This window comes from Pseudomonas sp. 1 (assembly GCF_056626735.1).
Map to the genome: position 1 here is coordinate 228,484 of NZ_JBWXMQ010000004.1, position 24,331 is coordinate 252,814.

21 protein-coding genes are annotated in these 24,331 nt (G+C 61.7%); 17 read left to right on the forward strand and 4 right to left on the reverse strand.

Annotation, left to right across the window (positions count from 1 at the left end; all coding sequences use genetic code 11):
• Positions 1 to 14: 14 nt before the first annotated feature.
• The gene (gene ompR / locus AC1MDC_RS08430; protein ID WP_007952694.1) at positions 15 to 755 is read right to left on the reverse strand and encodes an osmolarity response regulator transcription factor OmpR; all 741 of its coding nucleotides are present in this window, start codon (positions 753 to 755) and stop codon (positions 15 to 17) included.
• 360 nt (positions 756 to 1,115) lie between these two features.
• On the opposite strand from ompR, the gene AC1MDC_RS08435 reads away from it, so the two are divergent.
• The 7 genes from AC1MDC_RS08435 (at position 1,116) to tauD (ending at position 9,516) form a co-directional block, all read left to right on the forward strand.
• Positions 1,116 to 3,440, forward strand: coding sequence for a Tex family protein (locus AC1MDC_RS08435; RefSeq protein WP_085698005.1), 2,325 nt, complete (start codon positions 1,116 to 1,118; stop codon positions 3,438 to 3,440).
• A complete protein-coding gene (locus AC1MDC_RS08440; RefSeq protein ID WP_007952699.1) occupies positions 3,440 to 3,823 on the forward strand; it encodes a PaaI family thioesterase in 384 nt (127 codons plus the stop codon). The genes AC1MDC_RS08435 and AC1MDC_RS08440 overlap by 1 nt, the downstream gene beginning before the upstream one ends.
• 317 nt (positions 3,824 to 4,140) lie before the next feature.
• Entirely contained in the window at positions 4,141 to 5,724 is a 1,584-nt protein-coding gene (gshA, locus tag AC1MDC_RS08445) for a glutamate--cysteine ligase (protein WP_480392825.1), read from the forward strand.
• 267 nt (positions 5,725 to 5,991) lie between these two features.
• A complete protein-coding gene (gene tauA, locus AC1MDC_RS08450) occupies positions 5,992 to 6,969 on the forward strand; it encodes a taurine ABC transporter substrate-binding protein (protein WP_134333984.1) in 978 nt (325 codons plus the stop codon).
• Between the two features lie 16 nt (positions 6,970 to 6,985).
• Positions 6,986 to 7,780: a taurine ABC transporter ATP-binding subunit gene (tauB, locus tag AC1MDC_RS08455; RefSeq protein WP_234206256.1), complete on the forward strand. Its 795-nt coding sequence runs from the start codon at positions 6,986 to 6,988 to the stop codon at positions 7,778 to 7,780.
• Positions 7,777 to 8,616, forward strand: a complete 840-nt coding sequence (gene tauC, locus AC1MDC_RS08460) for a taurine ABC transporter permease TauC (protein ID WP_480392826.1) — start codon at positions 7,777 to 7,779, stop codon at positions 8,614 to 8,616. The genes tauB and tauC overlap by 4 nt, the downstream gene beginning before the upstream one ends.
• Positions 8,617 to 8,673: 57 nt before the next feature.
• Positions 8,674 to 9,516, forward strand: a complete 843-nt coding sequence (gene tauD / locus AC1MDC_RS08465) for a taurine dioxygenase (RefSeq protein ID WP_085698001.1) — start codon at positions 8,674 to 8,676, stop codon at positions 9,514 to 9,516.
• A gap of 161 nt (positions 9,517 to 9,677) precedes the next feature.
• Here tauD and mgrA read toward each other — a convergent pair whose 3' ends face one another.
• Positions 9,678 to 10,715, reverse strand: a complete 1,038-nt coding sequence (mgrA, locus tag AC1MDC_RS08470) for an L-glyceraldehyde 3-phosphate reductase (RefSeq protein ID WP_234206254.1) — start codon at positions 10,713 to 10,715, stop codon at positions 9,678 to 9,680.
• Between the two features lie 234 nt (positions 10,716 to 10,949).
• Between mgrA and AC1MDC_RS08475 the strand changes: the two genes are divergently transcribed.
• Entirely contained in the window at positions 10,950 to 11,210 is a 261-nt protein-coding gene (locus AC1MDC_RS08475) for a hypothetical protein (RefSeq protein WP_085697997.1), read from the forward strand.
• 24 nt (positions 11,211 to 11,234) lie between these two features.
• On the opposite strand, the gene betT is transcribed toward AC1MDC_RS08475, so the two are convergent.
• A complete protein-coding gene (gene betT / locus AC1MDC_RS08480) occupies positions 11,235 to 13,196 on the reverse strand; it encodes a choline transporter BetT (protein ID WP_176247724.1) in 1,962 nt (653 codons plus the stop codon).
• 288 nt (positions 13,197 to 13,484) lie between these two features.
• A complete protein-coding gene (gene epsC, locus AC1MDC_RS08485; RefSeq protein ID WP_085697995.1) occupies positions 13,485 to 14,411 on the reverse strand; it encodes a serine O-acetyltransferase EpsC in 927 nt (308 codons plus the stop codon).
• Positions 14,412 to 14,601: 190 nt separating this feature from the next.
• Here epsC and AC1MDC_RS08490 point away from each other — a divergent pair, with 190 nt between their 5' ends.
• The 9 genes from AC1MDC_RS08490 to AC1MDC_RS08530 all read left to right on the forward strand — a co-directional run bounded on the left by AC1MDC_RS08490 (position 14,602) and on the right by AC1MDC_RS08530 (position 24,329).
• A complete protein-coding gene (locus AC1MDC_RS08490; RefSeq protein ID WP_085702744.1) occupies positions 14,602 to 15,606 on the forward strand; it encodes a D-cysteine desulfhydrase in 1,005 nt (334 codons plus the stop codon).
• Positions 15,607 to 15,918: 312 nt separating this feature from the next.
• A complete protein-coding gene (tcyJ, locus tag AC1MDC_RS08495; RefSeq protein WP_085697993.1) occupies positions 15,919 to 16,719 on the forward strand; it encodes a cystine ABC transporter substrate-binding protein in 801 nt (266 codons plus the stop codon).
• Entirely contained in the window at positions 16,719 to 17,384 is a 666-nt protein-coding gene (tcyL, locus tag AC1MDC_RS08500) for a cystine ABC transporter permease (protein ID WP_011331947.1), read from the forward strand. Before tcyJ ends, tcyL begins: the two co-directional genes overlap by 1 nt.
• Positions 17,385 to 17,387: 3 nt before the next feature.
• On the forward strand, positions 17,388 to 18,137 hold the full coding sequence (tcyN, locus tag AC1MDC_RS08505) for an L-cystine ABC transporter ATP-binding protein TcyN (RefSeq protein WP_064382730.1): 750 nt from the start codon (positions 17,388 to 17,390) through the stop codon (positions 18,135 to 18,137).
• Positions 18,138 to 18,593: 456 nt separating this feature from the next.
• A complete protein-coding gene (locus AC1MDC_RS08510; RefSeq protein ID WP_085702745.1) occupies positions 18,594 to 19,358 on the forward strand; it encodes a hypothetical protein in 765 nt (254 codons plus the stop codon).
• A 266-nt stretch (positions 19,359 to 19,624) separates the two neighbouring features.
• Complete coding sequence (locus AC1MDC_RS08515) at positions 19,625 to 20,866, forward strand: SfnB family sulfur acquisition oxidoreductase (RefSeq protein WP_480392827.1); 1,242 nt, start codon at positions 19,625 to 19,627, stop codon at positions 20,864 to 20,866.
• 38 nt (positions 20,867 to 20,904) lie between these two features.
• Positions 20,905 to 22,098, forward strand: a complete 1,194-nt coding sequence (locus AC1MDC_RS08520; RefSeq protein WP_480392828.1) for an SfnB family sulfur acquisition oxidoreductase — start codon at positions 20,905 to 20,907, stop codon at positions 22,096 to 22,098.
• Positions 22,098 to 23,450: an LLM class flavin-dependent oxidoreductase gene (locus tag AC1MDC_RS08525; protein WP_266201082.1), complete on the forward strand. Its 1,353-nt coding sequence runs from the start codon at positions 22,098 to 22,100 to the stop codon at positions 23,448 to 23,450. Before AC1MDC_RS08520 ends, AC1MDC_RS08525 begins: the two co-directional genes overlap by 1 nt.
• A 69-nt stretch (positions 23,451 to 23,519) precedes the next feature.
• Positions 23,520 to 24,329, forward strand: a complete 810-nt coding sequence (locus AC1MDC_RS08530; protein WP_480392829.1) for a MetQ/NlpA family ABC transporter substrate-binding protein — start codon at positions 23,520 to 23,522, stop codon at positions 24,327 to 24,329.
• Positions 24,330 to 24,331: the final 2 nt, after the last annotated feature.

Sequence of the window (24,331 nt, forward strand, 5' to 3'; positions counted from 1 at the left end):
CTACAAATCACCCATCACTTGGTGGAGTTGCCATCCGGCACGAACACGTAGCCGACACCCCAGACGGTCTGAATGTAACGCGGTTTGGACGGATCGGGTTCGATCATCCGGCGCAGACGAGAAATCTGCACGTCGATGGAACGCTCCAGAGCATCCCACTCGCGGCCACGGGCCAGGTTCATCAGTTTGTCGCGGGTCAGTGGCTGGCGGGCATTCATCACCAGAGCCTTGAGTACCGCAAACTCACCGGTGGTGAGCATGTGCACTTCGTCGCCGCGCTTGAGTTCCCGGGTGGCCAGGGACAGCACGTAATCGCCAAACGTGACGTTTTCTTCTTCACTGCCCGGCGCGCCCGGCACCGGTGCCGCCTGGCGGCGCAATACGGCTTTGACGCGAGCCATCAGCTCGTCCGGGTTGAACGGCTTGGCCAGGTAGTCGTCGGCGCCCAGTTCCAGACCCTTGATACGGCTCAGCTCGTCGCCCTTGGCGGTGAGCATGATGATCGGAATCTGATTGTTCGCACCGCGCAGGCGGCGGCAAGCGGTGAGGCCGTCTTCGCCCGGCAGCATCAGGTCGAGGACGACCAGGTTGAACACCTCACGCGACAGCAGACGATCCATCTGCTCGGTATTCGGTACGGCGCGGGCACGGTAGCCCTTGCTGACGAAAAAGCGTTCCAGCAGGCTGCTCAGCCCCGGATCGTCGTCAACGATGAGAATTTTTTCGCCTTCAGCAGTTTGTGCAGTGCTGCTCATTGGATGCTCCTTTTAGCTCGGCGCGCATTATGGCGTAGCTGCCGTTATACGCACCGTGTGCATTGTTAGCAGATTTTTCCTTCACTGCCAGAAAACCGGGGCTTGTGCCTACAGACTGCGTCGCCCCCGAATGACAGAACGCTGGTTATAATGCGCGGCCTTTTGTGTCAGGCAACGTCTGAATCGTTACCGCAGGTGGCCGCCCCTTATTTTCATGGGCGCCGCAGTAATTGTTCGATTTCACGGGTCAATGGGATGCCTTTTGACCCAGGCAGCGGCCAGCATCAAGCCGCCCCACCAGACTCCGGGCCTTTATTTACGCGCCTGCGAGCCTGCTTTCACAATTTGTCAGGTGGTTTTATGGACAGCATCAACAGCCGCATCGCCGAGGAACTCGGCGTACGCCCACAACAGGTCGAAGCGGCCGTCGCGCTACTCGATGAAGGCTCTACCGTTCCCTTCATCGCCCGTTACCGGAAAGAAGTGACCGGCAGCCTCGATGACACCCAATTGCGTCATCTGGAAGAGCGTCTGCGCTACCTGCGAGAACTCGACGAACGGCGCATCAGCATTCTTTCCAGCATTCAGGAGCAGGGCAAACTCACCCCTGAGCTGGAGCGCGAAATCAAACTCGCCGACACCAAGACCCGCCTCGAAGACTTGTACCTGCCGTACAAACAGAAGCGCCGCACCAAGGGCCAGATTGCCCTGGAAGCCGGCCTCGGCGAGCTGGCCGACGGGCTGTTCAACGATCCGAACCTGGCCCCGGAAACCGAAGCCGCGCGCTTCATCGACGCCGAAAAAGGCGTGGCGGACATCAAGGCTGCGCTGGAAGGCGCCAAGTACATCCTCATGGAGCGTTTCGCCGAAGACGCCAACCTGCTGGAAAAACTGCGCAACTATTTGAAGCAGGAAGCCACCCTCAGTGCCCGCGTGATCGCCGGCAAGGAGGAGGAAGGCGCCAAGTTCCGCGATTACTTCGAACACGACGAACCGCTCAAAGGCGTGCCGTCGCACCGCGCGCTGGCGATTTTCCGTGGCCGCAACGAAGGCATCCTCAGCTGCGCGCTGAAAGTCGGCGAAGAACTGCCGGGCACCCTGCACCCGTGCGAAGGCATGATCGGCCAGCACGTCGGCATTCAGAACCAGAACCGGCCGGCCGACAAATGGCTGGGTGAAGTGGTGCGCTGGACCTGGAAGGTCAAGCTCTACACTCACCTGGAAACCGACCTGCTGGGCGAGTTGCGCGACGGCGCCGAAACCGAAGCGATCAACGTGTTCGCTCACAACCTGCACGACCTGCTGCTGGCCGCCCCGGCCGGCCCGCGCGCCACCCTGGGCCTCGACCCGGGCCTGCGTACCGGTTGCAAGGTTGCGGTGGTCGACTCCACCGGCAAGCTGCTGGATCACACCACGGTTTACCCGCACGTGCCGCACAACAAATGGGATCAGACCATCGCCATCCTGGCCGCCCTGTGCGCCAAGCACTCGGTCGACCTGATCGCCATCGGCAACGGCACCGCCAGCCGTGAAACCGACAAGCTGGCGATCGAGCTGATCAAAAAATACCCGGCGATGAAAATGACCAAAGTCATGGTGTCCGAGGCCGGCGCATCGGTGTATTCGGCGTCGGAGCTGGCAGCCAAGGAATTCCCGGATCTGGACGTATCGATCCGTGGCGCCGTGTCGATCGCCCGTCGCTTGCAGGATCCGCTGGCCGAACTGGTGAAGATCGATCCGAAATCCATCGGTGTCGGCCAGTACCAGCACGACGTGTCGCAGCTGAAACTGGCGCGCGGCCTGGACGCCGTGGTCGAGGACTGCGTGAACGCCGTGGGTGTGGACGTGAACACCGCGTCCGTGGCGCTGCTCGCGCGGATCTCCGGCCTCAACGCGACCCTGGCGCAGAACATCGTGACTCACCGTGACGAGCACGGCGCGTTCAAGACCCGCGCTGCGTTGAAGAAAGTCGCGCGTCTGGGCGAGAAAACCTTCGAACAGGCCGCCGGCTTCCTGCGCGTGATGAACGGCGACAACCCGCTGGATTCCTCGGCCGTTCACCCGGAAGCCTATCCGCTGGTGCAACGCATCGCCGCTGAAACCGACCGCGACATCCGCTCGCTGATCGGCGACGCCGCGTTCCTCAAGCGCCTGGATCCGAAGAAGTTCACCGACGAGACCTTCGGTCTGCCCACCGTCACCGACATCCTGCAGGAACTGGAAAAGCCGGGCCGCGACCCGCGTCCGGAGTTCAAGACCGCCGAGTTCCAGGAAGGCGTCGAGGACCTGAAGGACCTGCAACTGGGGATGATCCTCGAAGGCGTGGTGACCAACGTCACCGCGTTCGGTGCGTTCGTCGACATCGGCGTGCACCAGGACGGTCTGGTACACATTTCGGCGCTGTCGGAGAAATTCATCAAGGATCCGCGCGAAGCGGTGAAGGCCGGTGATGTGGTGAAAGTGAAGGTCATGGAAGTCGACATCCCGCGCAAACGCGTCGGCCTGTCGATGCGCATGAGCGACACCCCGGGCGAGAAGATCGACGGTGCCCGTGGCTCGCGTCCGGGCTCGGCACCACGCCAGTCGCAGGGTTCGGCGCCACGCAAGGAAAGCACCCCGGCTGCTCCGGTGAATAACGCGATGGCGTCGCTGTTTGCCAACGCCAAGCAGTTGAAGAAACGCTGATGGACATTCCGGCCGGGCTCGTCGAGAGCGCGTTTTTCAAGCTGTTGGGCTGCCGCCTGCACAGCCTGGAAACCGGGGTGGCGCAAGTCGCCCTGGCGCTGGAACCCGAACTGCGCAACCGCGGCGGCAAGCTGCACGGCGGCGCGCTGTTCAGTCTGGTGGATATCGCCATGGGGCTGGCCTGTTCCAGCACCCACGGCTTTGACCAGCAGAGCGCGACCATCGAGTGCAAGATCAACTACATCCGCGCCGTCTCCGAAGGCGAGGTGATGTGCACGGCACGGGTAATCCACCCGGGCCGGCGCACGCTGGTGGTCGAAGCCGATGTGATGCAGGGCGACAAACTGGTCGCAAAAGCGCAAGGCACGTTCGCTGTCCTGTAGATGTTGTTCATCATTTTGAGTTAATTTCGGCGCTGTGATCGCAGCGTCGAGCTTTTCTGTGGGAGCAGGCTTGCCCGCGAATGGGGTGTGTCAGACCAGTTGATACTGGCTGATACGCCCCATTCGCGGGCAAGCCCGCTCCCACAGGGACTGCGTAATCTTCGCGTGCATCGGCCAGATTCAGGGAGTGAAGTTGGCGTTTCAACGGGGGCTTCAGAGCCCGAAAAACCAGGCGAAAACGCCAGTTTCAACTTCACCCTTGTAGACCGTCCTGCCCACCCCCATATTGGGGCGACTGACGCGTGAAGGAATCCAAATTGAGCGAACTTCTCAACCGCCGCCTGGCTCTGCTCGGCGAGCGCGCTAACCTCTCTCTGCTTGAGCAGTGCCTTCACGGTATCGAACGTGAATGCCTGCGCGTGACCGGCGAAGGCCGCCTGGCCCAAACCCCGCACCCTGAAGCCCTGGGTTCCGCGCTGACCAACGAACAGATCACGACCGACTATTCCGAGTCGCTGCTGGAGTTCATCACGCCCGCCCTGCCAGACCCTGCCGACACGCTGGCGAGCCTGGAAAAGATTCATCGCTTCGCCTACAGCAAGCTCGGCAACGAGTACCTGTGGAGTCCATCAATGCCGTGCCCGTTGCCGGCCGAGGAAGACATCCCGATCGCCTATTACGGCACCTCCAACATCGGACAGCTCAAGTACGTCTATCGCAAGGGCCTGGCCCTGCGTTACGGCAAGACCATGCAGTGCATCGCCGGGATTCACTACAACTTCTCCCTGCCGGAAAAGCTCTGGCCGTTGCTGAAAGAAGCCGAAGGCTTCGTCGGCACCGACCGGGATTTCCAGTCATCGTCCTATATCGCGCTGATCCGTAATTTCCGCCGCTACAGCTGGCTGCTGATGTACCTGTTCGGTGCCTCGCCGGCGCTGGACGCCGGTTTCCTGCGCGGTCGTCCGCATCAGTTGGAACAACTGGATCCGGACACCCTGTACCTGCCTTACGCCACCAGCCTGCGCATGAGTGACCTCGGTTACCAGAGCAACGCCCAGGCCGGCCTGACCCCGTGCTACAACGACCTGGCGAGCTACACCGACAGCCTGCGCAAAGCGGTGGCCACGCCGTACGCGCCGTATGTCGAAGTCGGCACGCACCAGGATGGCGAGTGGGTGCAACTGAACACCAACATCCTGCAGATCGAAAACGAGTACTACTCGAACATCCGCCCGAAACGCGTGACCTACACCGGCGAGCGGCCGATCCAGGCCTTGATGTCTCGTGGCATTCAGTACGTCGAAGTGCGCTGCCTGGACATCAACCCGTTCCTGCCGATGGGCATCGACCTCACCGAGTCGCGCTTCCTCGACGCGTTCCTGCTGTACTGCGCACTCAACGAAAGCCCGCTGCTGACCAACAACTCCTGCGGCAACGCCACCTCCAACTTCCTCAGCGTGGTCAAGGAAGGTCGCCGTCCAGGCCTGCAATTGCAGCGCGACGGTCGACCGGTCGAGCTCAAGGAATGGGCCGCCGAACTGCTGGAAAAAATCGCTCCGCTGGCGGCGCTGCTGGATCAAAGCCACGGCGGCGATGCCCACAGCAAGGCGCTCGATGCGCAGTTGGCGAAGGTCAAGGATTCGTCGCTGACGCCTTCGGCCCAGGTGCTGGCGGCGATGGCCACGCACAAGGAAAGCTTCGCGCAATTCTCCCTGCGCCAGAGCCAGGCCCACGCCGAGTTCTTCCGCAGCGAGCCGTTGGCGGCTGAAGAACAAGCGAGGTTCGAAGAACTGGCGCGGTCTTCGCTGGCGCAACAGGCTGAGCTGGAACAGAACGAGGTTGGCGATTTCGACGTGTTTGTCGGTGCGTATCAGGCGAGCATTCTGGCGATCAGCAACTGATCGTTTGTCTTTTATTGTTGATCGTTCCCACGCTCTGCGTGGGAATGCCTCAAGGGACGCTCTGCGTCCCAGTGACGCAGAGCGTCACGAGCTGAATTCCCACGCAGAGCGTGGGAACTATCAACCGTCTGCGCGGGAACTATCACGTTCTTTCCCTTAGATTTTTCCGCTCATAAGCTCATTCTAAAAAGTTATTTATTTTTAGTTTCTTAGATCATTTAGTCTCCTTTCACGCCGACGTTCGGTCGCCTGATATGGAGCTTTTCAATGAAACTGAATTTCCCGCTTCGCCTGCTGGCCGTGGCCTCTCTGGCTGCCGCGAGTTTCCTGGCTCAGGCCGCCGACCTCACCGTCGCCTACCAGACCACCGTTGACCCGGCGAAAGTTGCCCAGGCCGACGGCGCCTACGAGAAAGCCACCAAGGCCGACATCAACTGGCGCAAATTCGATAACGGTGCCGACATCATCGCCGCCATCGCGTCCGGCGACGTGCAGATCGGCTACCTCGGTTCCAGCCCACTGACCGCGGCGATCACCCGCAAGGTCCCGGTGGAAACCTTCCTCATCGCCACCCAGATCGGCGCCGCCGAAGCACTGGTCGCCCGCGACGGCTCCGGCATCAAAACCCCGCAGGATCTGGTCGGCAAGAAAATCGCCGTGCCGTTCGTGTCCACCGGTCACTACAGCCTGCTCGCCGCACTGAAGCACTGGAACATCGACCCGTCGAAAGTCACCGTCCTCAACCTCGCCCCGCCAGCGATCATTGCCGCGTGGAAACGCGGTGACATCGACGCCACCTATGTTTGGGATCCGGCGCTGGGTGTGGCCAAGGAAAACGGCAAAGTGCTGATCACTTCCGGCGAACTGGCCAAGTTCGGTGCGCCGACCTTCGACGCCTGGATCGTGCGCAAGGACTTCGCCGAGAAGCACCCGGAAATCGTCACCGCATTCGCCAAGGTCACCCTCGACGCCTACGCCGACTACCGCAAGGATCCGAAAGCCTGGCTGGCCAATCAGAGCAACGTCGACAAGCTGGTGAAGCTCTCGGGCGCCAAGGCCGGCGACATTCCATTGCTGCTGCAGGGCAACGTCTACCCGCTGGCGGCGGATCAGGTCAGCGACCTCGGCGCACCGACCACCAAAGCCATCACCGACACCGCCGCGTTCCTCAAGGAGCAAGGCAAGGTCGAAGCGGTACTGCCGGACTACGCGCCGTACGTCAGCGCCAAGTACATCACCAACTGATCGGGAGTTAATTGCGATGGCCTTGCTACAGCTGGAGCGCATCAGCGCACAGTATCCCGGCAGCCCGGAACCGGTTCTGTCCGACATTTCCCTGACCCTCGGCCCTCGGCAATTGCTGGTGGCCCTGGGCCCGTCCGGCAGTGGCAAGACTTCGCTGTTGAACCTGATCGCCGGTTTCGTCGAACCGAGCGCCGGGCGCATCACCCTCGACAACGTGCCGGTCAAAGGCCCGAGCGCCGAGCGCGGCGTGGTGTTTCAGGACGACGCCCTGCTGCCCTGGCAGGATGTATTGGCCAACGTTGCCTTCGGTCTCGAACTGGCCGGTGTGGCCAGGGACAAACGCGAACAGATCGCCCGGGAAATGCTGGCGCTGGTCGACCTTTGCGGTTTTGAACATCGTCGCATCTGGCAGCTTTCAGGCGGCCAGAAGCAGCGTGTCGGCCTGGCCCGCGCCCTCGCGGCCGACCCGCGTGTATTGCTGATGGACGAACCCTTCGGCGCCCTCGATGCCTTCACCCGCGAACAGATGCAGGAGCTGTTGCTGCAAGTCTGGCAACGCACCGCCAAACCGGTATTCCTGATCACCCACGACATTGAAGAGGCGGTGTTCCTCGCCACTGACCTGATTCTGCTGGCGCCGAATCCGGGGCAGATCGTCGAGCGCCTGCACCTGGATTTCGGCAAGCGTTACGCCGCCGGCGAATCGGCGCGGGCGATCAAGTCCGATCCACGCTTCATCGAAACCCGCGAACACGTGCTGGCCAAAGTGTTCTCGCAACGCAGCGCCGTTCAACGGCAGGAGCGCGCATGAGCAGTTACGACGTTTCCGCCACCGCAGTGAAACCCGCCACCACGTCGGTGGCGATTCCCGTGCGCCGCAGCCTCAGCATCCGCTGGATCAGCCTGCTGACCCTGTTCGCGTTACTGGTGATCTGGTGGGCCGTCACGGCCACCGGCCTGATCGAGCCGTTGTTCCTGCCGCCACCGTCTGCCGTCCTGCAAAAAGGCTGGTTGCTGGCGACCACGGGCTACATGGACTCGACGTTGTGGCAGCACTTGGGCGCGAGCCTGAGCCGCATCGGCCTGGGCCTCGGTTTCGCGATTCTGACCGCCGTGCCGGTGGGCATTGCCATCGGCGCCAATCGCATCGCCCGTGGCGTGCTCGATCCGCTGATCGAGTTCTACCGGCCGATTCCGCCACTCGCCTATCTGCCGCTGATCGTGATCTGGTGCGGCATCGGCGAGTTGTCGAAAGTGCTGCTGATCTACCTGGCGATTTTCGCCCCGATCGCGATTGCTACCGCCACCGGCGTGCGCACCGTCGACCCGGCCAGACTGCGTGCCGCGCAATCGCTGGGGGCGACTCGCGCGCAACTGATTCGCCACGTGATTTTGCCCAGCGCCCTGCCGGACATTCTGACCGGTGTGCGCATTGGTCTGGGTGTCGGCTGGTCGACTCTGGTCGCCGCCGAATTGATCGCGGCCACCAGCGGCCTCGGCTTCATGGTGCAGTCGGCTGCGCAATTCCTGGTCACCGATGTGGTGGTGCTAGGGATTCTGGTCATCGCCCTGATCGCCTTCGCCATGGAAATGGGCCTGCGCGCCCTGCAACGCAAACTGGTGCCGTGGCACGGCCAGGCCCACTGATTTTTCAGCACTGACTACCCCGACAGTTTCGGGGCCCCGGAATTGAAGAGAACCACCATGAGCAGCCTGAACATCACCCCGTTAAGCTCGGCCCTCGGCGCACAGATCAGCGGCGTCGACATCAGCCAGCCGCTGAACCTGGAACAACGCGACGCCATCGAGCAGGCGTTGCTCAAATACCAGGTGCTGTTCTTCCGCAATCAGCCGATCGAGCCGTCGCAGCAGGCGCGTTTCGCCGCCTACTTCGGCGATCTGCACATTCATCCGATCTACCCGAACGTGCCGGAACAGCCGGAAGTGCTGATCCTCGACACCGCCGTCACCGACGTGCGCGACAACGCGATCTGGCACACCGACGTGACCTTCCTGCCGACCCCGGCCATGGGCGCGGTGCTCAGCGCCAAGCTGTTGCCGGAGTTTGGTGGCGACACGTTGTGGGCCAGCGGCATTGCCGCGTATGAAGCACTGTCGGCACCGATGAAGGCAATGCTCGAAGGGTTGACCGCTACGCATGATTTCACCCGCTCGTTTCCGCTGGAGCGCTACGGCAACACCCCGGAAGCACTGGCGCAGTGGGAAGCGGCGCGGCGCAAGAATCCACCGCTGTCGCATCCGGTAATTCGCACGCACCCGGTAAGCGGACGGCGTTCGCTGTTCGTCAGTGAAGGGTTCACGTCGAAGATCAATGAGCTGTCGGAAACCGAGAGTGAAGCGGTGCTGAAGTTCTTGTTCGCCCACGCGACACGCCCTGAATTCACCATTCGCTGGCGCTGGCAGAAGGATGACATCGCGTTCTGGGACAACCGCGTGACCCAGCATTACGCGGTGGATGATTACCGTCCGGCGCGGCGGGTGATGCAGCGGGCTACGGTATTGGGGGATGTGCCGTTCTTTAAATAGGCACCGATCTTCCTGGTGCTTGAGCCGTCCTCTTCGCGGGCAAGCCCGCTCCCACAGGTACAGCGGCGTTCACAAGTTTTGTGTACGACTCGGCCCCCTGTGGGAGCGGGCTTGCCCGCGAAAGCGTCAGAGCAGGCGCCGAATGACTCGGCGCCAGTCACTTATTCAGCCGTGGAAGGCTTCTCCCAAAGATTGATCCCGCCCTCCTGGGCAAACCGGTCAATTTCCGCCAGCTCCTGCGCACTGAAGCTCAGGTTCTTCAACGCCCCGACGTTCTCGACAATCTGCTCCGGCCGGCTCGCACCGATCAGTGCCGAGGTCACTCGCGGATCGCGCAGCGTCCACGCCAACGCCAGTTGCGCCAGGCTCTGGCCACGACGCTTGGCGATCTCGTTCAGCGCCCGCACGTGAGCGATGTTGGCCTCGGACAAGTGCGAAGCCTGCAACGAACCACCGCCCGGACGATTGACCCGTGCATCCGCCGGCACGCCGTTGAGGTATTTGTCGGTCAGCAGACCTTGCGCCAGCGGAGTGAACGCAATCACGCCGGTGCCGAGTTCGTCGGTGGTGTCGAGCAGGTCCTTTTCCACCCAGCGGTTGAGCAGGTTGTACGCCGGTTGGTGAATCAACAGCGGCACTTTCCACTCTTTGAGCAACGCGGCGATTTCGCGGGTTTTCACCCCGGAGTACGACGAGATACCGATGTACAACGCCTTGCCTTGCTGCACCGCAGTGGCGAGGGCGCTGGCGGTTTCTTCCAGCGGGGTGTCCGGATCGAAGCGGTGGGAATAGAAGATATCCACATAGTCCAGACCGAGGCGTTGCAGGCTCTGGTCGAGGCTGGCCAGCACGTATTTGCGCGAACCGCCGCCCTGGCCGTAAGGGCCGGGCCACATGTCCCAACCGGCCTTGCTGGAAATGATCAGTTCATCGCGGTACTGCTTGAAGTCTTCGCGCAGCAGGCGGCCGAAATTGGTCTCGGCGCTGCCGTAGGGCGGGCCGTAGTTGTTGGCCAGGTCGAAGTGGTTGATCCCCAGATCGAACGCGGTACGCAGCAACGCGCGCTGGGTGTCGATCGGCGTGCTGTCGCCGAAGTTGTGCCACAGGCCCAGGGACAGCGCCGGCAGCACCAGACCGCTGCGTCCGACGCGGCGGTAAGGGATGGAGTCATAGCGGTTTTCGGCAGCGGTGTAAGTCATCGAATCCTCTCTTGTCGGTCTTGAATCGGGTGTCGACTTTCACAGGCCGCCCAGCATACGCCGTGTGAAACACCGATAGACCCGTGATACGACCAATTGCTGAAACGTTTCAAAAAAATCTGCCCACCGTCGATGCAGCCCCGAAGGCTGGCGAGAGAAAGGATTGAAGGCTGACCTATGCTCAACCGATGCAAAGTCACTCTTTCATCCCCCAACCTTCAGGCGAAACCCACCATGCACACCGCAATCATCATCTTCTTCGGCCTGATCCTGCTGGCGCTGATGTTCTACATCGGCGAGCGCATCGGCTTCAGTCGGCAGACGCTGGCCTATGGCTTCGCGGCGTTGTGGCTGGCGTTGACGGTGATCAACGGGGCGGTCGGCGTGGTGCACGCCGGGCAGACGCTGGGGTCGGAGATTGCGATCGGCAGTGCCGTGTTCGGCGTGCCGATCGCGGCGATGGTGTTGTTCATGGTGCTGAGCGCCGAGACCTGAAAACGTCCCGGCGCCCTGCCCCGATCAACGCACCAGATGCAGGAACTGCATGTGCCGTTCGTATTGGTCGAGGATGTCGTTGATGATCTGCTCTTTCGTGTAACCGACCAGATCGTAGTCCTGACTGCCCTCGCTCAGATGCACTTCGGCGCGGTAATAGCGGCGATTGTTGAGCTGCTTGGAGCCCATGCCACCGCGGGCGAACGAAGGAGTGAAGTAGCCGCGCATCTGCACCTGGTAGATGAAAGGGTGCTGCTCGCCGTGACCGATTTCCAGGCTGACGCTGTCGTGCGCCGGATCGGGTTGCGTAACGACATTGAGCCCTTTCTCGGCGAACACGGCCGTCACTTCCTCGATGGCCGGTTTCACCGTGGTGTCCATGAAGCGGTACACCTCGTCCCGCGACGGGAAGTGCACGGCCTGACTCAGGCGCTGACGCCAGCCGCCCTTGCCCCGCCGTGAGCCGGACACCGGCGCCAGCGAATGCAGTTGCGCGATCTGCTTCTGCGACTCCAGATAGAAGGCTTTGTGCAGGCCCCACATCATCAGCAGCAGAATCATCGAGAAGGGCAGCGAGGTCAGCACCACCGCCGACTTCAGCGCATCGATGCTGCCGGAGAACAGCAGCGCACTGGTGATCAGTGCGGTCATCGCGCCCCAGAACACCCGCAGCCATTTCGGCCCGTCTTCATCCGGGTTTCCGCCCTTGGCCGACAGGGTCGAGAGCACCACGGTGCCGGAGTCGGCAGACGTGACGAAGAACACGAAGCTGATAAACACCGTCACCGCGATGACGGTCTTGCTCCACGGGTAGGTTTCCAGCAACAGGTAGAGGGTCATCGACGGGTTGTCGAGGGCCGACATGCCCAGAGCCGACATACCGTGATTGAGCACCTGGTCGATGGCGCTGTTGCCGAAGATCGACATCCACGCCAGGGTGAAGCCGAGCGGGATCAGCAGCACGCCGAAGACGAATTCGCGGATGGTCCGGCCACGGGAAATCCGTGCGATGAACAGGCCCACGAACGGCGACCATGCAATCCACCAGGCCCAGTAGAACACCGTCCAGCCGCCGAGCCAGTCGCTCGGTTTGTTGTAGGCGTAGAGGTCGAAACTCTTCATCGGCAACGCGCCGAGGTAGTCGCCCAGATTCTGGATCAGGGTGTTGAGCAGATGCTGTGTGGGGCCGGCGAACAACACGAACAGCAGCAGCGCGCAGGCCAGCAGCATGTTGATGTCGGACATGACCCGCACGCCTTTATCCACGCCGGAGACGGCCACGATGATCGCCGCGCCCATCATCAACGTAATCAGGCCGACCTGAATCCACTGGGTGTGGGCGATGCCGAACAGGTAGTCCAGACCGGAGTTGAGATGGAGCACGCCGAAGCCCATGTCCGCACCGAGGCCGAACACCGTGGCGATGATGCCGAAGCCGTCCACCGCGTAACCGATGGGGCCATTGATGCGCTTGCCGATCAGCGGGTACAGCGCCGAACGTAGGGCCAGCGGCAGGTTGTGCCGGTAGGCGAAATACGCCAGCGCCATGCCGACGAAAGCGAACACGCCCCAGCCGTGCAGACCCCAGTGCAGAAACAGAATCTGCATCCCCTGACGCGCCGCTTCAGCCGTGCCGGCCTCGCCCTGCGGCGGCTGGATCATGTGGGTCAGCGGTTCGGACACGCAGAAGAAAAACAGCGTGATGCTGATCCCGGCGGCGAACAGCATGCCGGCCCAGGACAGGTAACTGAATTCGGGCTCGTCGTGGTCGGCACCGAGTTTGATCTTGCCGTAGCCCGACAATGCGGTGACCACCACGAAGATCAGATAGAGGGTCATCGCGAGCATGTAGTACCAGCCGACCGTGTTGGCCGCCCAGTTCTGCGCTTCGAGAAGCCAGGCGCCGGCCTGTTCCGGCATGGCGATGACCGTCAGGCCGAACAGCAGGATCACCGTTGCGGCGAACCAGAACACCGGTGGATTCATACGCACCAGACCGCTGGCGGGGGTGGAGGATGCACTCATGAACGGTGCACCTCACGGGGTTGGAAAATGGCTGAAATGATCGGACTCAGCAAAGGCAAGCCTCCTGTTGTGAGCGGGCAGCGAACCGCCGGTTTAACTTGAATGAACGTTCAAGTTAAACATGGATAGTACGCTCAGGACTAATCGCAGGGCTCAGCGGTACCTTTCGTACGCTAGCTCAAGGAGGGGTATGACGCTTTAGTGAGAGCGATCGTTCCCGCCTTGCGCGGGAACGATCAGGCGCAAGTGTTACTTCTGTGTCCCGTCATCATGCTGCAGATTGGCCTGGGTCAGGTTGCACCCGGCCGGCACGCTGCGGGTCAGCCAGACGTTGCCGCCGATGGTCGAGCCTTTGCCGATGGTGATCCGCCCGAGAATCGTCGCTCCGGCGTAGATCACCACGTCGTCCTCGACGATCGGATGCCGCGGATGGCCCTTCTGCAACTGGCCGTCCTCGTCCGCCGGGAAGCGTTTGGCGCCGAGGGTCACCGCCTGATAGATCCGAACGCGCTCGCCAATGATCGCGGTCTCGCCGATCACCACTCCCGTCCCGTGATCGATGAAGAAACTGCGGCCGATCTGCGCGCCCGGGTGAATATCGATGCCGGTTGCCGAGTGAGCGATTTCCGAACTGATCCGCGCCAGCAGCGGCAGGCCTGCGCGGTACAAATGGTGAGCCAGACGATGGTGGATCACCGCCAGAATCCCCGGGTAGCACAGCAGCACTTCATCGACGCTGCGCGCCGCCGGATCGCCGTGATACGCCGCCAGCACATCGGTGTCGAGCAGACTGCGCAGGCCCGGCAGCGCCAGAGCGAAATCCTGAATGATCCTGGTGGCCTGCGCCTCGACTTCGCTGTCATCCCGGGCGCTGTGGCGGGCGACGTAACGCAGTTCGAGTCGTGCCTGGGCCAGCAACGCATTCAACGCAACATCGAGGGTGTGCCCGACGTAAAAATCTTCGCTCTCTTCACGCAGATCCACCGGCCCCAGCCGCATCGGAAACAGCGCGCCGCACAGGGCTTCAAGGATCTGCGCCATCGCATCACGGGACGGCAATTCGCGCCCGCCCTGCTCGCCGGAAGCACGGCCATTTTGTGCCCGCCACTGATCCCGCGCGGTACGCAGCTGGCTGACGATGGTCTGCAATTGCCAATGGCTGGAACGCTCGCTCACGGTAAAGACTCCTCACGGGCGGCCGGACTGTCTGGCCGCGTCAACGGCGACTACTTTACGGCAAGCCCACGGGCGCGAATTAAGAACCGATAGTGCTGGCTCAAGCACTTTTGGCTATAAGCGATTGGCGGTTGCCCCGGAAAATCGGCGTGCCTATAGTCCTGTGATCTTCCTCCGCCAGTACGGAACCATGTCCACACAACCGATCAAACAACAGCTGCAACGCTTTAACCGCCTCGACCTGCTCGGCCAACCGACCCCACTGGAAAAACTTGAACGCCTGTCCACCTGGCTCGGCCGCGATGTCTACATCAAGCGCGATGACCTGACGCCACTGGCCATGGGCGGCAACAAGCTGCGCAAGCTTGAATACCTCGCCGCCGATGCCCTCGCCCAAGGCGCGGACACCCTGATCACCGCCGGCGCACTGCAATCGAACCACGTTCGCCAGACCGCCGCGCTGGCCGCGAAACTGGGCCTGGGCTGCGTGGCCCTGCTGGAAAATCCGCTGGGCACCGATGACAGCAACTACACCGGCAACGGCAACCGCCTGCTGCTGGATCTGTTCGACACCAAGGTCGAGCTGGTCGACAACCTCGACAACGCCGACGAACAACTGGCCGCCCTCGCCGTGCGCCTGCGCAGCAACGGCAAGAAGCCGTATCTGGTGCCGATCGGTGGCTCCAACGCCCTCGGCGCGCTGGGTTACGTGCGCGCCGGTCTGGAGCTGGCTGAGCAGATCAAGGACACCGGGCTGCAATTTTCCGCCGTAGTCCTGGCCTCGGGCAGTGCCGGCACCCACAGCGGTCTGGCGCTGGCGTTGAGCGAAGCCCTGCCGCAACTGCCGGTGATCGGCGTAACGGTTTCGCGCAGCGAAGAAGATCAGCGCCCGAAAGTCCAGGGCCTGGCCGAACGCACCGCCGACCTGCTGGGCGTGGCGCTGCCGGACAGCTTCAAGGTCGAGTTGTGGGACGAATACTTCGGCCCGCGCTATGGCGAGCCAAATGCCGGGACGCTGTCGGCAGTGAAGCTGCTGGCCAGCCAGGACGCGGTGCTGCTCGATCCGGTCTACACCGGCAAAGCCATGGCCGGGCTGCTCGACGGCATCGGACGCGGGCGCTTCGATGAAGGCCCCATCATCTTCCTGCACACCGGCGGCGCTCCGGCGTTGTTCGCTTACAAGGACTTTCTGTAATTCGAAGCGCGTACCGCAGCGCTCGTTCCCCACGCCCTGCATGGGAATGCAGCCCGGGATGCTCCGTGTCCCCTTTCAAAGGGGACGCGGAGCCAGGGAACACTCGCAAAACAACAACAAATATTCCAAAGAAGAATAACAAATGGAAAATTCATTATTTTCCATTCTAAAAAAGCCGGCATATAGTCTCGCCGCAGGCGAATTTCGCGAGAGACGCATAAGCTGCTTTAAGGCAGGATAGCGCTGTCGTCCAATTCCCGGATTCGCCAACTTTCCTTAAGCGTCTTCCATAAGAAAACACAGGGGCTTGTCATGATTCTTTCCGCACTACGTCGAAATCTGCTGGTAGGTTCGCTGGGCCTGGCACTGAGCGCCGGTCTGCTGGGGCAGGCGGTTGCCGGTGAGCAACTGCAACAGATCAAGGACAAAGGCGTTATCAACGTCGGCCTGGAAGGCACTTACCCACCATTCAGCTTCGTTGACGAGAACGGCAAGCTGTCCGGTTTCGAAGTCGAGCTGTCCGAAGCACTGGCCAAGAAGCTGGGCGTGAAGGCCAAGATCCAGCCGACCAAATGGGACGGCATCCTCGCGGCCCTGGAATCCAAACGTCTGGACGTCGTGGTCAATCAGGTGACCATCTCCGACGAGCGCAAGAAGAAATATGACTTCTCCGAGCCGTACACCGTTTCCGGGATTCAGGCGCTGGTGCTGAAAGACAAGGCCGCCGCGCTGAACATCAAGTCCGCCGCTGACCTGTCCGGCAAGAAAGTCGGCGTGGGTCTGGGCACCAACTACGAACAGTGGGTCCGCGCCAACGTGCCGGGTGCCGACGTTCGCACCTACGACGATGATCCGACCAAGTTCGCCGACCTGAACAACGGCCGTACCGACGCCATCCTGATCGACCGTCTGGCTGCGCTGGAATATGCCAAGAAAGCGCCGAAAACCGTCGCTGCCGGTGAAGCCTTCTCGCGTCAGGAAGCCGGTATTGCCCTGCGCAAAGGCGAGCCTGAGCTGCTGGCCGCCGTGAACAAGGCCCTCGACGAACTGCGTGCCGACGGCACCCTTGAGAAGCTGTCCACGAAATACTTCAACGCTGACGTCACCAAATAATGGAAGAGGCTTTCCAACTCGCACTGGACTCCGCGCCCTTCCTCTTGAAGGGCGCGTACTACACGGTAATCCTCAGCCTCGGCGGCATGTTCTTCGGCCTGCTGCTGGGCTTTGGCCTGGCGTTGATGCGCCTGTCGCGTTTCAAGTCGGTCAGCTGGCTGGCCCGCATCTACGTGTCGTTCTTTCGCGGCACGCCGTTGCTGGTGCAACTGTTCGTGATCTATTACGGCTTGCCGCAATTGGGCATGGAACTCGACCCGCTGCCGGCGGCGCTGATCGGCTTCTCGCTGAACATGGCCGCCTATGCCTGTGAAATCCTGCGTGCCGCGATCGGTTCGATCGAACGCGGCCAGTGGGAAGCCGCTGCGAGCATCGGTATGACCCGCGCGCAGACCCTGCGCCGGGCCATCCTGCCGCAGGCCATGCGCACGGCCTTGCCGCCGCTGGGCAACAGCTTCATTTCACTGGTCAAGGACACCGCACTGGCCGCCACCATTCAGGTGCCGGAGCTGTTCCGTCAGGCACAACTGATTACCGCCCGGACTTTCGAAGTCTTCACCATGTATCTTGCCGCCGCGCTGATCTACTGGATTCTGGCCACGGTGCTGTCGCACTTCCAGAACAAGCTGGAAGAGCGGGTCAATCGGCACGACCAGGAGTCCTGACCCATGATTGTCGTGGAAAAACTGACAAAGCAGTTCAAGGGTCAAGTCGTGCTCAACGGCATTGATCTGGAGGTGAAGGAAGGCGAGGTCGTGGCCATCATCGGCCCCAGCGGCTCGGGCAAGACCACGTTCCTGCGTTGCCTGAACTTCCTCGAAGAACCCACCAGCGGTCGGATCAAGGTCGGCGAGATCGAGATCGATACCAGCCGCCCGCTGAACCAGCAGCAGAGCCTGGTGCGCAACCTGCGCCAGCACGTGGGCTTCGTGTTCCAGAACTTCAACCTGTTCCCCCACCGCACCGCCCTGGAAAACGTCATCGAAGGCCCGATCGTGGTCAAGAAGACGCCCCGCGATGCAGCCATTGCCCTGGGCAAGAAGCTGCTGGCCAAGGTCGGCCTGGCGGGCAAGGAAGACGCCTACCCACGGCGCCTGTCCGGTGGCCAGCAACAGCGCGTGGCGATTGCCCGGGCGCTGGCGATGGAGCCGGAAGTGATCCTGTTCGACGAGCCGACCTCGGCCCTCGATCCGGAACTGGTGGGTGAAGTGCTGGCGACCATCCGCGGCCTCGCCGAGGAGAAACGCACCATGGTGATCGTCACCCACGAAATGGCGTTCGCCCGCGACGTGGCCAACCGCGTGGTGTTTTTCGATAAAGGCGTGATCGTCGAACAAGGTGAGGCGAAAGCGTTGTTTGCCAATCCGAAAGAAGAACGCACTCGACAGTTCCTCAGCAAGTTCAGAAACAACGGCTGAGCCGCTAACTTTCCTGAACACAAACTTCCATGGATGGAAGTTTTATTTACATCCTTCCTGCCAAGAACTTAATCAATCCATTGCGGTACATATATATGTCCTGCAACAGACCCGGCGTGATTAAAGTCAGCGCCCTTCGAATAGCCAGCTACCCAAACCAATCGACGTCAGAACCGTCAAACCCGGCAAAATCCGTGGCCCGATTCGCCAAGCCGGATAGGTAGAGTGCTTTATCGATGTAGGAGCATTCTGATAAGTCCGTAATTCTTAAATTAAACAATCCTGTCCGTTGACATGCCATTCCGCGAACTTTTATCTAGTCACTCATCGCAACCCGCACATTACCAAGACCCAATACCGATCGGCCGAGAAGTCCTGTTTTTTATTACCAGGTCATTCTGGTCTTTTGAACTTTCAGAAACGGATTTCGCTGCAAGGCTTCAAGGAGAGGATTTCATGACCCGCACTTCGCACATCCCCGAACTGGCCGCGCCGCGCCTGGCGCCCTCGCAAACCAACGGCATCAACCTCGCGGCAGCGGCCCGCTTGCGGGTCGATGTACCGCCCTATCCGGACATGGACACCGGCGACTTGATCGAACTTTTCTGGAACAACTGCTATGTCGCCTCTCATGTGCTGACAGCGCAGGATGTCGCTGCCCCGGTCAGCCTGCGAGTGCCGGAAAGCTTCATCGCCAGCGGCTCGTCACGCATCCACTATCGGGTCATGCGGGTGGGTCACGGGCCATCGCTGTCGGCAGCCGCGCGGGTCACGGTGAAGCTCGACTGCCCCGGCGGGCAGCCTCCAGCGCTGTGTGGCGACGAGAACCAGCAACTTGCACCGGTGACATTGCCCGACACCATTCGCCGCAACGGCGTCAACGCGAACCAGATCAGACGCGGCGTGCCGCTGACCATAGAGCCGTATCTGAACATGGCCGAAGACGACGCCATCACCTTGCGCTGGGGCGATGTACGGATGGACCTGGCGCGCATCACCCCGGCCGACATCGGCAAGCCGGTCCAGGTCTGGGTGCCACCGGCGATCATCACCGAAGCCGGTGAAGATCTGCGGCTGGACGTCACCTACTGCATCCTCGACCGGGTCGGCAACAACTCGCGCTGGGCGCCGCCGCGAACGCTGAAAATCGGCTGCGTGAACCCTTACCTCAAGGTGCCGCTCAAGAAAACGCTGAAGGCAGCAGAGCCGCGAGAAAAATGAGCATCGATGGTCGGCGAGGGACAACGTCCTTCGCCGCCGCACGCTTAACCAGACGGACCACGCCCTCTTCTATACATATTCCCAAAAGTTAGTTTATTTAAAATTTATACGCGTTTAGGGTATATAAACCGGACCACCGGACATTCTTTCGTTCGCCGCACTTTTGCGGCGTCTTTCATGAGATGTGAGGTAGGTAACATGGTCCGGAACACAATCACCCCAGTGCAGATCGCCAGGGCATTGCGTGCAGTCAAGGAGCGGCACTGATGTCCAGTCTGGCAGACGCAAACGTCCAGAGTGACCTGGACATCGCCCCGTTGTTGTTGCCCGCGCAAGTGCTGCGCAACGACGATCAAGCCATCAAGGCCGCCCATGAACTGGCGCAAGTCGCTCGCGTGCAGGCCGCCCAACGTGACCGCCAGCGCAAGCTGCCATGGTCGGAAATCGAACAGTTCACCCGCAGTGGTCTGGGCAGCATCGCCATCCCGCGCGAGTTCGGCGGCCCGCAGGTTTCCTTCGTCACCCTGGCCGAAGTGTTCGCGATCATTTCTGCAGCCGACCCGGCGTTGGGACAGATCCCGCAGAACCAGTTCGGCATCATCAACCTGATCCTCGGCAGCGCCACCGAACAGCAGAAAAAACAGCTGCTGCAGAGCGTGCTCGAGGGCTGGCGCATCGGCAATGCCGGACCTGAACGCGGCACCAAGGACACTCTGGAACTGAAAGCGCGCATCAGCGCCGACGGCGATGACTACGTGATCAACGGCCAGAAGTTCTATTCCACCGGCGCCCTGTTCGCCCACTGGGTGGCGGTCAAGGCGCTGAACGATGACGGCAAGCAAGTCCTGGCCTTCGTCCGTCGCGGTACCCCGGGATTGCGCATCGTCGATGACTGGTCGGGTTTTGGCCAGCGGACCACCGCCAGTGGCACGATCCTGTTGAACAACGTGCGGGTCGATGCCGGCCTCGTGGTGGACAACTGGAAAATCAACGAAAAGCCCAACACCCAGGGCGCAGTGTCGCAGCTGATTCAGGCAGCCATCGACGCCGGCATCGCCCGTGGCGCCATCGATGACGCCATCGAATTCGTCAAGACCCGCGCCCGGCCGTGGATCGACGCCAGGGTCGAGCGGGCCAGCGATGACCTCTACGTGATCGCCGACATCGGCAAACTGAAAATCGAACTGCACGCCGCCGAAGCATTGCTGCGCAAGGCCGGGCAAGTGCTGGATCAGGTACACGCCGCGCCACTGACCGCCGAATCCGCCGCCCGCGCTTCGATTGCCGTGGCCGAAGCCAAGGTGCTGACCACCGAGATATCGCTGCTGGCCAGCGAAAAACTTTTCGAACTGGCCGGCAGCCGCGCCACCCTCGCCGAATTCAACCTCGATCGTCACTGGCGCAACGCCCGGGTCCACACCCTGCACGATCCGGTGCGCTGGAAGTACCACGCGGTCGGCGCTTATCGCCTCAACGGAAAACTTCCGGCTCGCCATTCCTGGATCTGACGACCAGAACACTTTTGACCAGATCTCTGGAGAAACACATGACTCTTTCCCACCCCGTCGCGGTCATCACCAGCGACGAGCAAGCCCTGATCGTCGCCAGCGACCTGGCCGAAGACTTCCAGCGCGACAGCAACCTGCGCGACCGCGAACGCCGCCTGCCGCTGCCGGAACTCGACGTGTTTTCCCGCTCCGGCCTGTGGGGCATCAGCGTGCCCAAGGAATACGGCGGCGCCGGCGTATCCAACGTGACCCTGGCCAAAGTCATCGCCCTGATCGCCCGGGCGGACGGCTCGCTCGGGCAGATTCCACAGAACCATTTCTATGCCCTGGAAGTGCTTCGGGTGAATGGCAGCCACGAGCAGAAACAACGCCTGTACGCCGAAGTCCTCGCCGGCCGGCGCTTCGGCAATGCCCTGGCAGAACTGGGCACCAGGACCGCCCACGACCGAGTCACCAGCCTCAAACGCGACGGCAGCGGCTATCGCATCAACGGCCGCAAGTTCTATGCGACCGGCGCGATCTACGCCCAACGGATTCCAACGTCCGTGGTCGATGAAAACGGCGTGCAGCAACTGGTCTTCGTCCCGCGCGACAGCAAAGGCCTGACCGTGATCGACGACTGGAGCGGCTTCGGCCAGCGCACCACCGGCAGCGGTTCGGTGGTGTTCGAAGACGTGTATGTCGCTGCCGAAGATGTCATCCCGTTCCAGAGTGCTTTCGAACGCCCGACCCCGGTCGGCCCGCTGGCGCAGATCCTTCACGCCGCCATCGACACCGGCATCGCCCGCGCCGCTTACGAAGATGCGCTGCACTTCGTGCGCAGCAAGACCCGGCCATGGATCGATTCGGGCAACGACAAGGCCACCGAAGACCCGCTGACCCTCAAGAGTTTCGGCCATCTGAGCATTCGTCTGCACGCCACCGAAGCCTTGCTCGAACGCGCCGGCGAATACCTTGATGCAGCGCAGGCCGAGACCAACGCCGAGACGGTTGCAGCAGCCTCGATTGCCGTCGCCGAAGCACGGGCGATCAGCACCGAAATATCCCTGGCCGCCGGCAGCACGCTGTTTGAACTGGCCGGCAGCCAGGCCACCCTGATCGAGCACGGCCTCGACCGTCACTGGCGCAACGCCCGGGTGCACACCCTGCACGATCCGGTGCGCTGGAAGTATCACGCGGTGGGCAATTACTACCTCAACGATGAAAACCCTCCGCTGCGAGGGACCATCTGATGAGCAAGAAAAAGATCCTGCTCAATGCGTTCAACATGAACTGCATCGGCCACATCAACCACGGCTTGTGGACTCATCCACGCGACACCTCGACCCAGTACAAGACCCTCGAATACTGGACCGAGCTGGCACAGCTGCTGGAGCGCGGGCTGTTCGACGGGCTGTTCATCGCGGACATCGTCGGCGTGTACGACGTCTATCAGAACTCGGTGGACATCACCCTGAAAGAGTCGATCCAGTTGCCGGTCAACGATCCGCTGCTGCTGGTGTCGGCCATGTCCGCCGTGACCAAAAACCTGGGTTTCGGCCTGACCGCCAACCTCACCTACGAGCCGCCATATCTGTTCGCCCGACGCATGTCGACCCTCGATCACCTGAGCCGCGGGCGGGTGGGCTGGAACATCGTCACCGGTTACCTGGACAGCGCCGCCAAGGCCATGGGCCTGAGCGAACAGGTCGAGCACGACCGGCGTTACGACCAGGCCGACGAGTACCTCGAAGTGCTCTACAAACTCTGGGAAGGCAGTTGGGAAAACGGCGCGGTACTCAACGATCCACAACAGCGGATCTACGCGCAGCCAGACAAGGTGCACAAGGTCGAACACAAGGGCGAGTTCTATCAGGTCGAGGGTTATCACCTGTGCGAACCGTCGCCGCAGCGCACGCCGGTGCTGTTCCAGGCCGGCAGTTCGGATCGCGGTCTGCTGTTCGCCGGGCGTCATGCCGAGTGCGTGTTCATCAGCGGCCAGAACAAGCCATCGACCAAGGTGCAGGTGGACAAGGTCCGCGCCAGCGCCGTCGAAGCGGGTCGCAACCCGGAGGACATCAAGGTGTTCATGGGCCTGAACGTGATCGTCGGCGAGACCGAGGAAGCGGCCTGGGCCAAGCACGCCGAATACCTGAGCTACGCCAGCGCCGAGGCGGGCGTGGCGCATTTTTCGGCGTCCACCGGGATCGATTTTTCCCGCTACGAAATCGACGAGCCGATCCAGTACGTCAAGAGCAACGCGATCCAGTCCGCCACCACGAACCTGCAGAACAACGACTGGACCCGGCGCAAATTGCTCGACCAGCACGCCCTCGGCGGGCGCTACATCACCGTGGTCGGCTCACCGCAACAAGTGGCGGATGAGCTGGAATCGTGGATCGCCGAGACCGGTCTGGACGGCTTCAACCTGACCCGCATCGTCACCCCGGAAAGCTATGTGGATTTCATCGACCTGGTGATTCCCGAACTGCAACGGCGCGGCTCGTACAAGACCGCATACGACACCGGCAGCCTGCGGGAAAAACTGTTTCACGGCGAAGCGCACCTGCCGCAGCAACACACGGGCGCCCACTACCGACACTAACCCTTGCACCGATCGTTCCCACCTCCGCGTGGGAGCGATCAGGCTGAATCAACTGACTGGAAAACCACCATGACCAAGAAAAACCTGTCCCACCCAGTCAAAGCACTGGCCCTGGCCTTCGGCCTGTTCAGCTCGGCGGTGTTCGCCGCCGATGCGCCGTTGAAAATCGGCACCACCGCCGCGTTCGCGATTCCGCTGGAAGCGGCCGTCGAAGAAGCCTCCAAACAGGGCCTGAAAGTGGAACTGGTGGAGTTCACCGACTGGATCGCACCGAACGTCAGCCTCGCCGCCGGTGACATCGACGTGAACTACTTCCAGCACATCCCGTTCCTGGAAAACGCCAAGGCCGCTTCCGGTTTCGACCTGGTGCCGTTCGCGCCGGGCATCATCAACAACGTCGGCCTGTACTCGAAGCAATACAAAAGCTTCGACGAACTGCCTGAGGGCGCCAGCGTCGCCATCGCCAACGACCCGATCAACAGCGGACGCGGTCTGCAACTGTTGGCCAAGGCCGGTCTGATCACCCTGAAACCGGGTGTCGGCTACAAGGCCACCGAAGACGACATCGTCGCCAATCCGAAGAAGATCAAGATCCTCCAGGTCGAAGCCGTGCAACTGGTGCGCGCCTACGACGACGCCGATCTGGTCCAGGGCTACCCGGCCTATATCCGTCTGGCGAAGACTTTCGATGCCGGTTCCGCGCTGCTGTTCGACGGCCTCGATCACAAGGAGTACGTGATTCAGTTCGTGATCCAGCCCAAGAGCCAGAACGACCCGCGCCTGATCAAATTCGTCGACATCTACCAGCATTCGCCGGCCGTTCGCGCGGCGCTGGATAAGGCCCACGGCAAGCTGTACCAGGCCGGTTGGGAAAGCTGAGG

Coding starts and splice junctions, on each gene's coding strand:
- tauD (WP_085698001.1), top strand. CDS start 8,674: ATGAGCAGCCTGAACATCACCCCGTTAAGCTCGGCCCTCGGCGCACAG.
- tcyJ (WP_085697993.1), top strand. CDS start 15,919: ATGATTCTTTCCGCACTACGTCGAAATCTGCTGGTAGGTTCGCTGGGC.
- mgrA (WP_234206254.1), bottom strand. CDS start 10,715: ATGACTTACACCGCTGCCGAAAACCGCTATGACTCCATCCCTTACCGC.
- AC1MDC_RS08440 (WP_007952699.1), top strand. CDS start 3,440: ATGGACATTCCGGCCGGGCTCGTCGAGAGCGCGTTTTTCAAGCTGTTG.
- AC1MDC_RS08510 (WP_085702745.1), top strand. CDS start 18,594: ATGACCCGCACTTCGCACATCCCCGAACTGGCCGCGCCGCGCCTGGCG.
- AC1MDC_RS08520 (WP_480392828.1), top strand. CDS start 20,905: ATGACTCTTTCCCACCCCGTCGCGGTCATCACCAGCGACGAGCAAGCC.
- ompR (WP_007952694.1), bottom strand. CDS start 755: ATGAGCAGCACTGCACAAACTGCTGAAGGCGAAAAAATTCTCATCGTT.
- AC1MDC_RS08475 (WP_085697997.1), top strand. CDS start 10,950: ATGCACACCGCAATCATCATCTTCTTCGGCCTGATCCTGCTGGCGCTG.
- tcyL (WP_011331947.1), top strand. CDS start 16,719: ATGGAAGAGGCTTTCCAACTCGCACTGGACTCCGCGCCCTTCCTCTTG.
- AC1MDC_RS08525 (WP_266201082.1), top strand. CDS start 22,098: ATGAGCAAGAAAAAGATCCTGCTCAATGCGTTCAACATGAACTGCATC.
- tauB (WP_234206256.1), top strand. CDS start 6,986: ATGGCCTTGCTACAGCTGGAGCGCATCAGCGCACAGTATCCCGGCAGC.
- tauC (WP_480392826.1), top strand. CDS start 7,777: ATGAGCAGTTACGACGTTTCCGCCACCGCAGTGAAACCCGCCACCACG.
- AC1MDC_RS08515 (WP_480392827.1), top strand. CDS start 19,625: ATGTCCAGTCTGGCAGACGCAAACGTCCAGAGTGACCTGGACATCGCC.
- AC1MDC_RS08435 (WP_085698005.1), top strand. CDS start 1,116: ATGGACAGCATCAACAGCCGCATCGCCGAGGAACTCGGCGTACGCCCA.
- AC1MDC_RS08490 (WP_085702744.1), top strand. CDS start 14,602: ATGTCCACACAACCGATCAAACAACAGCTGCAACGCTTTAACCGCCTC.
- AC1MDC_RS08530 (WP_480392829.1), top strand. CDS start 23,520: ATGACCAAGAAAAACCTGTCCCACCCAGTCAAAGCACTGGCCCTGGCC.
- tcyN (WP_064382730.1), top strand. CDS start 17,388: ATGATTGTCGTGGAAAAACTGACAAAGCAGTTCAAGGGTCAAGTCGTG.
- tauA (WP_134333984.1), top strand. CDS start 5,992: ATGAAACTGAATTTCCCGCTTCGCCTGCTGGCCGTGGCCTCTCTGGCT.
- betT (WP_176247724.1), bottom strand. CDS start 13,196: ATGAATCCACCGGTGTTCTGGTTCGCCGCAACGGTGATCCTGCTGTTC.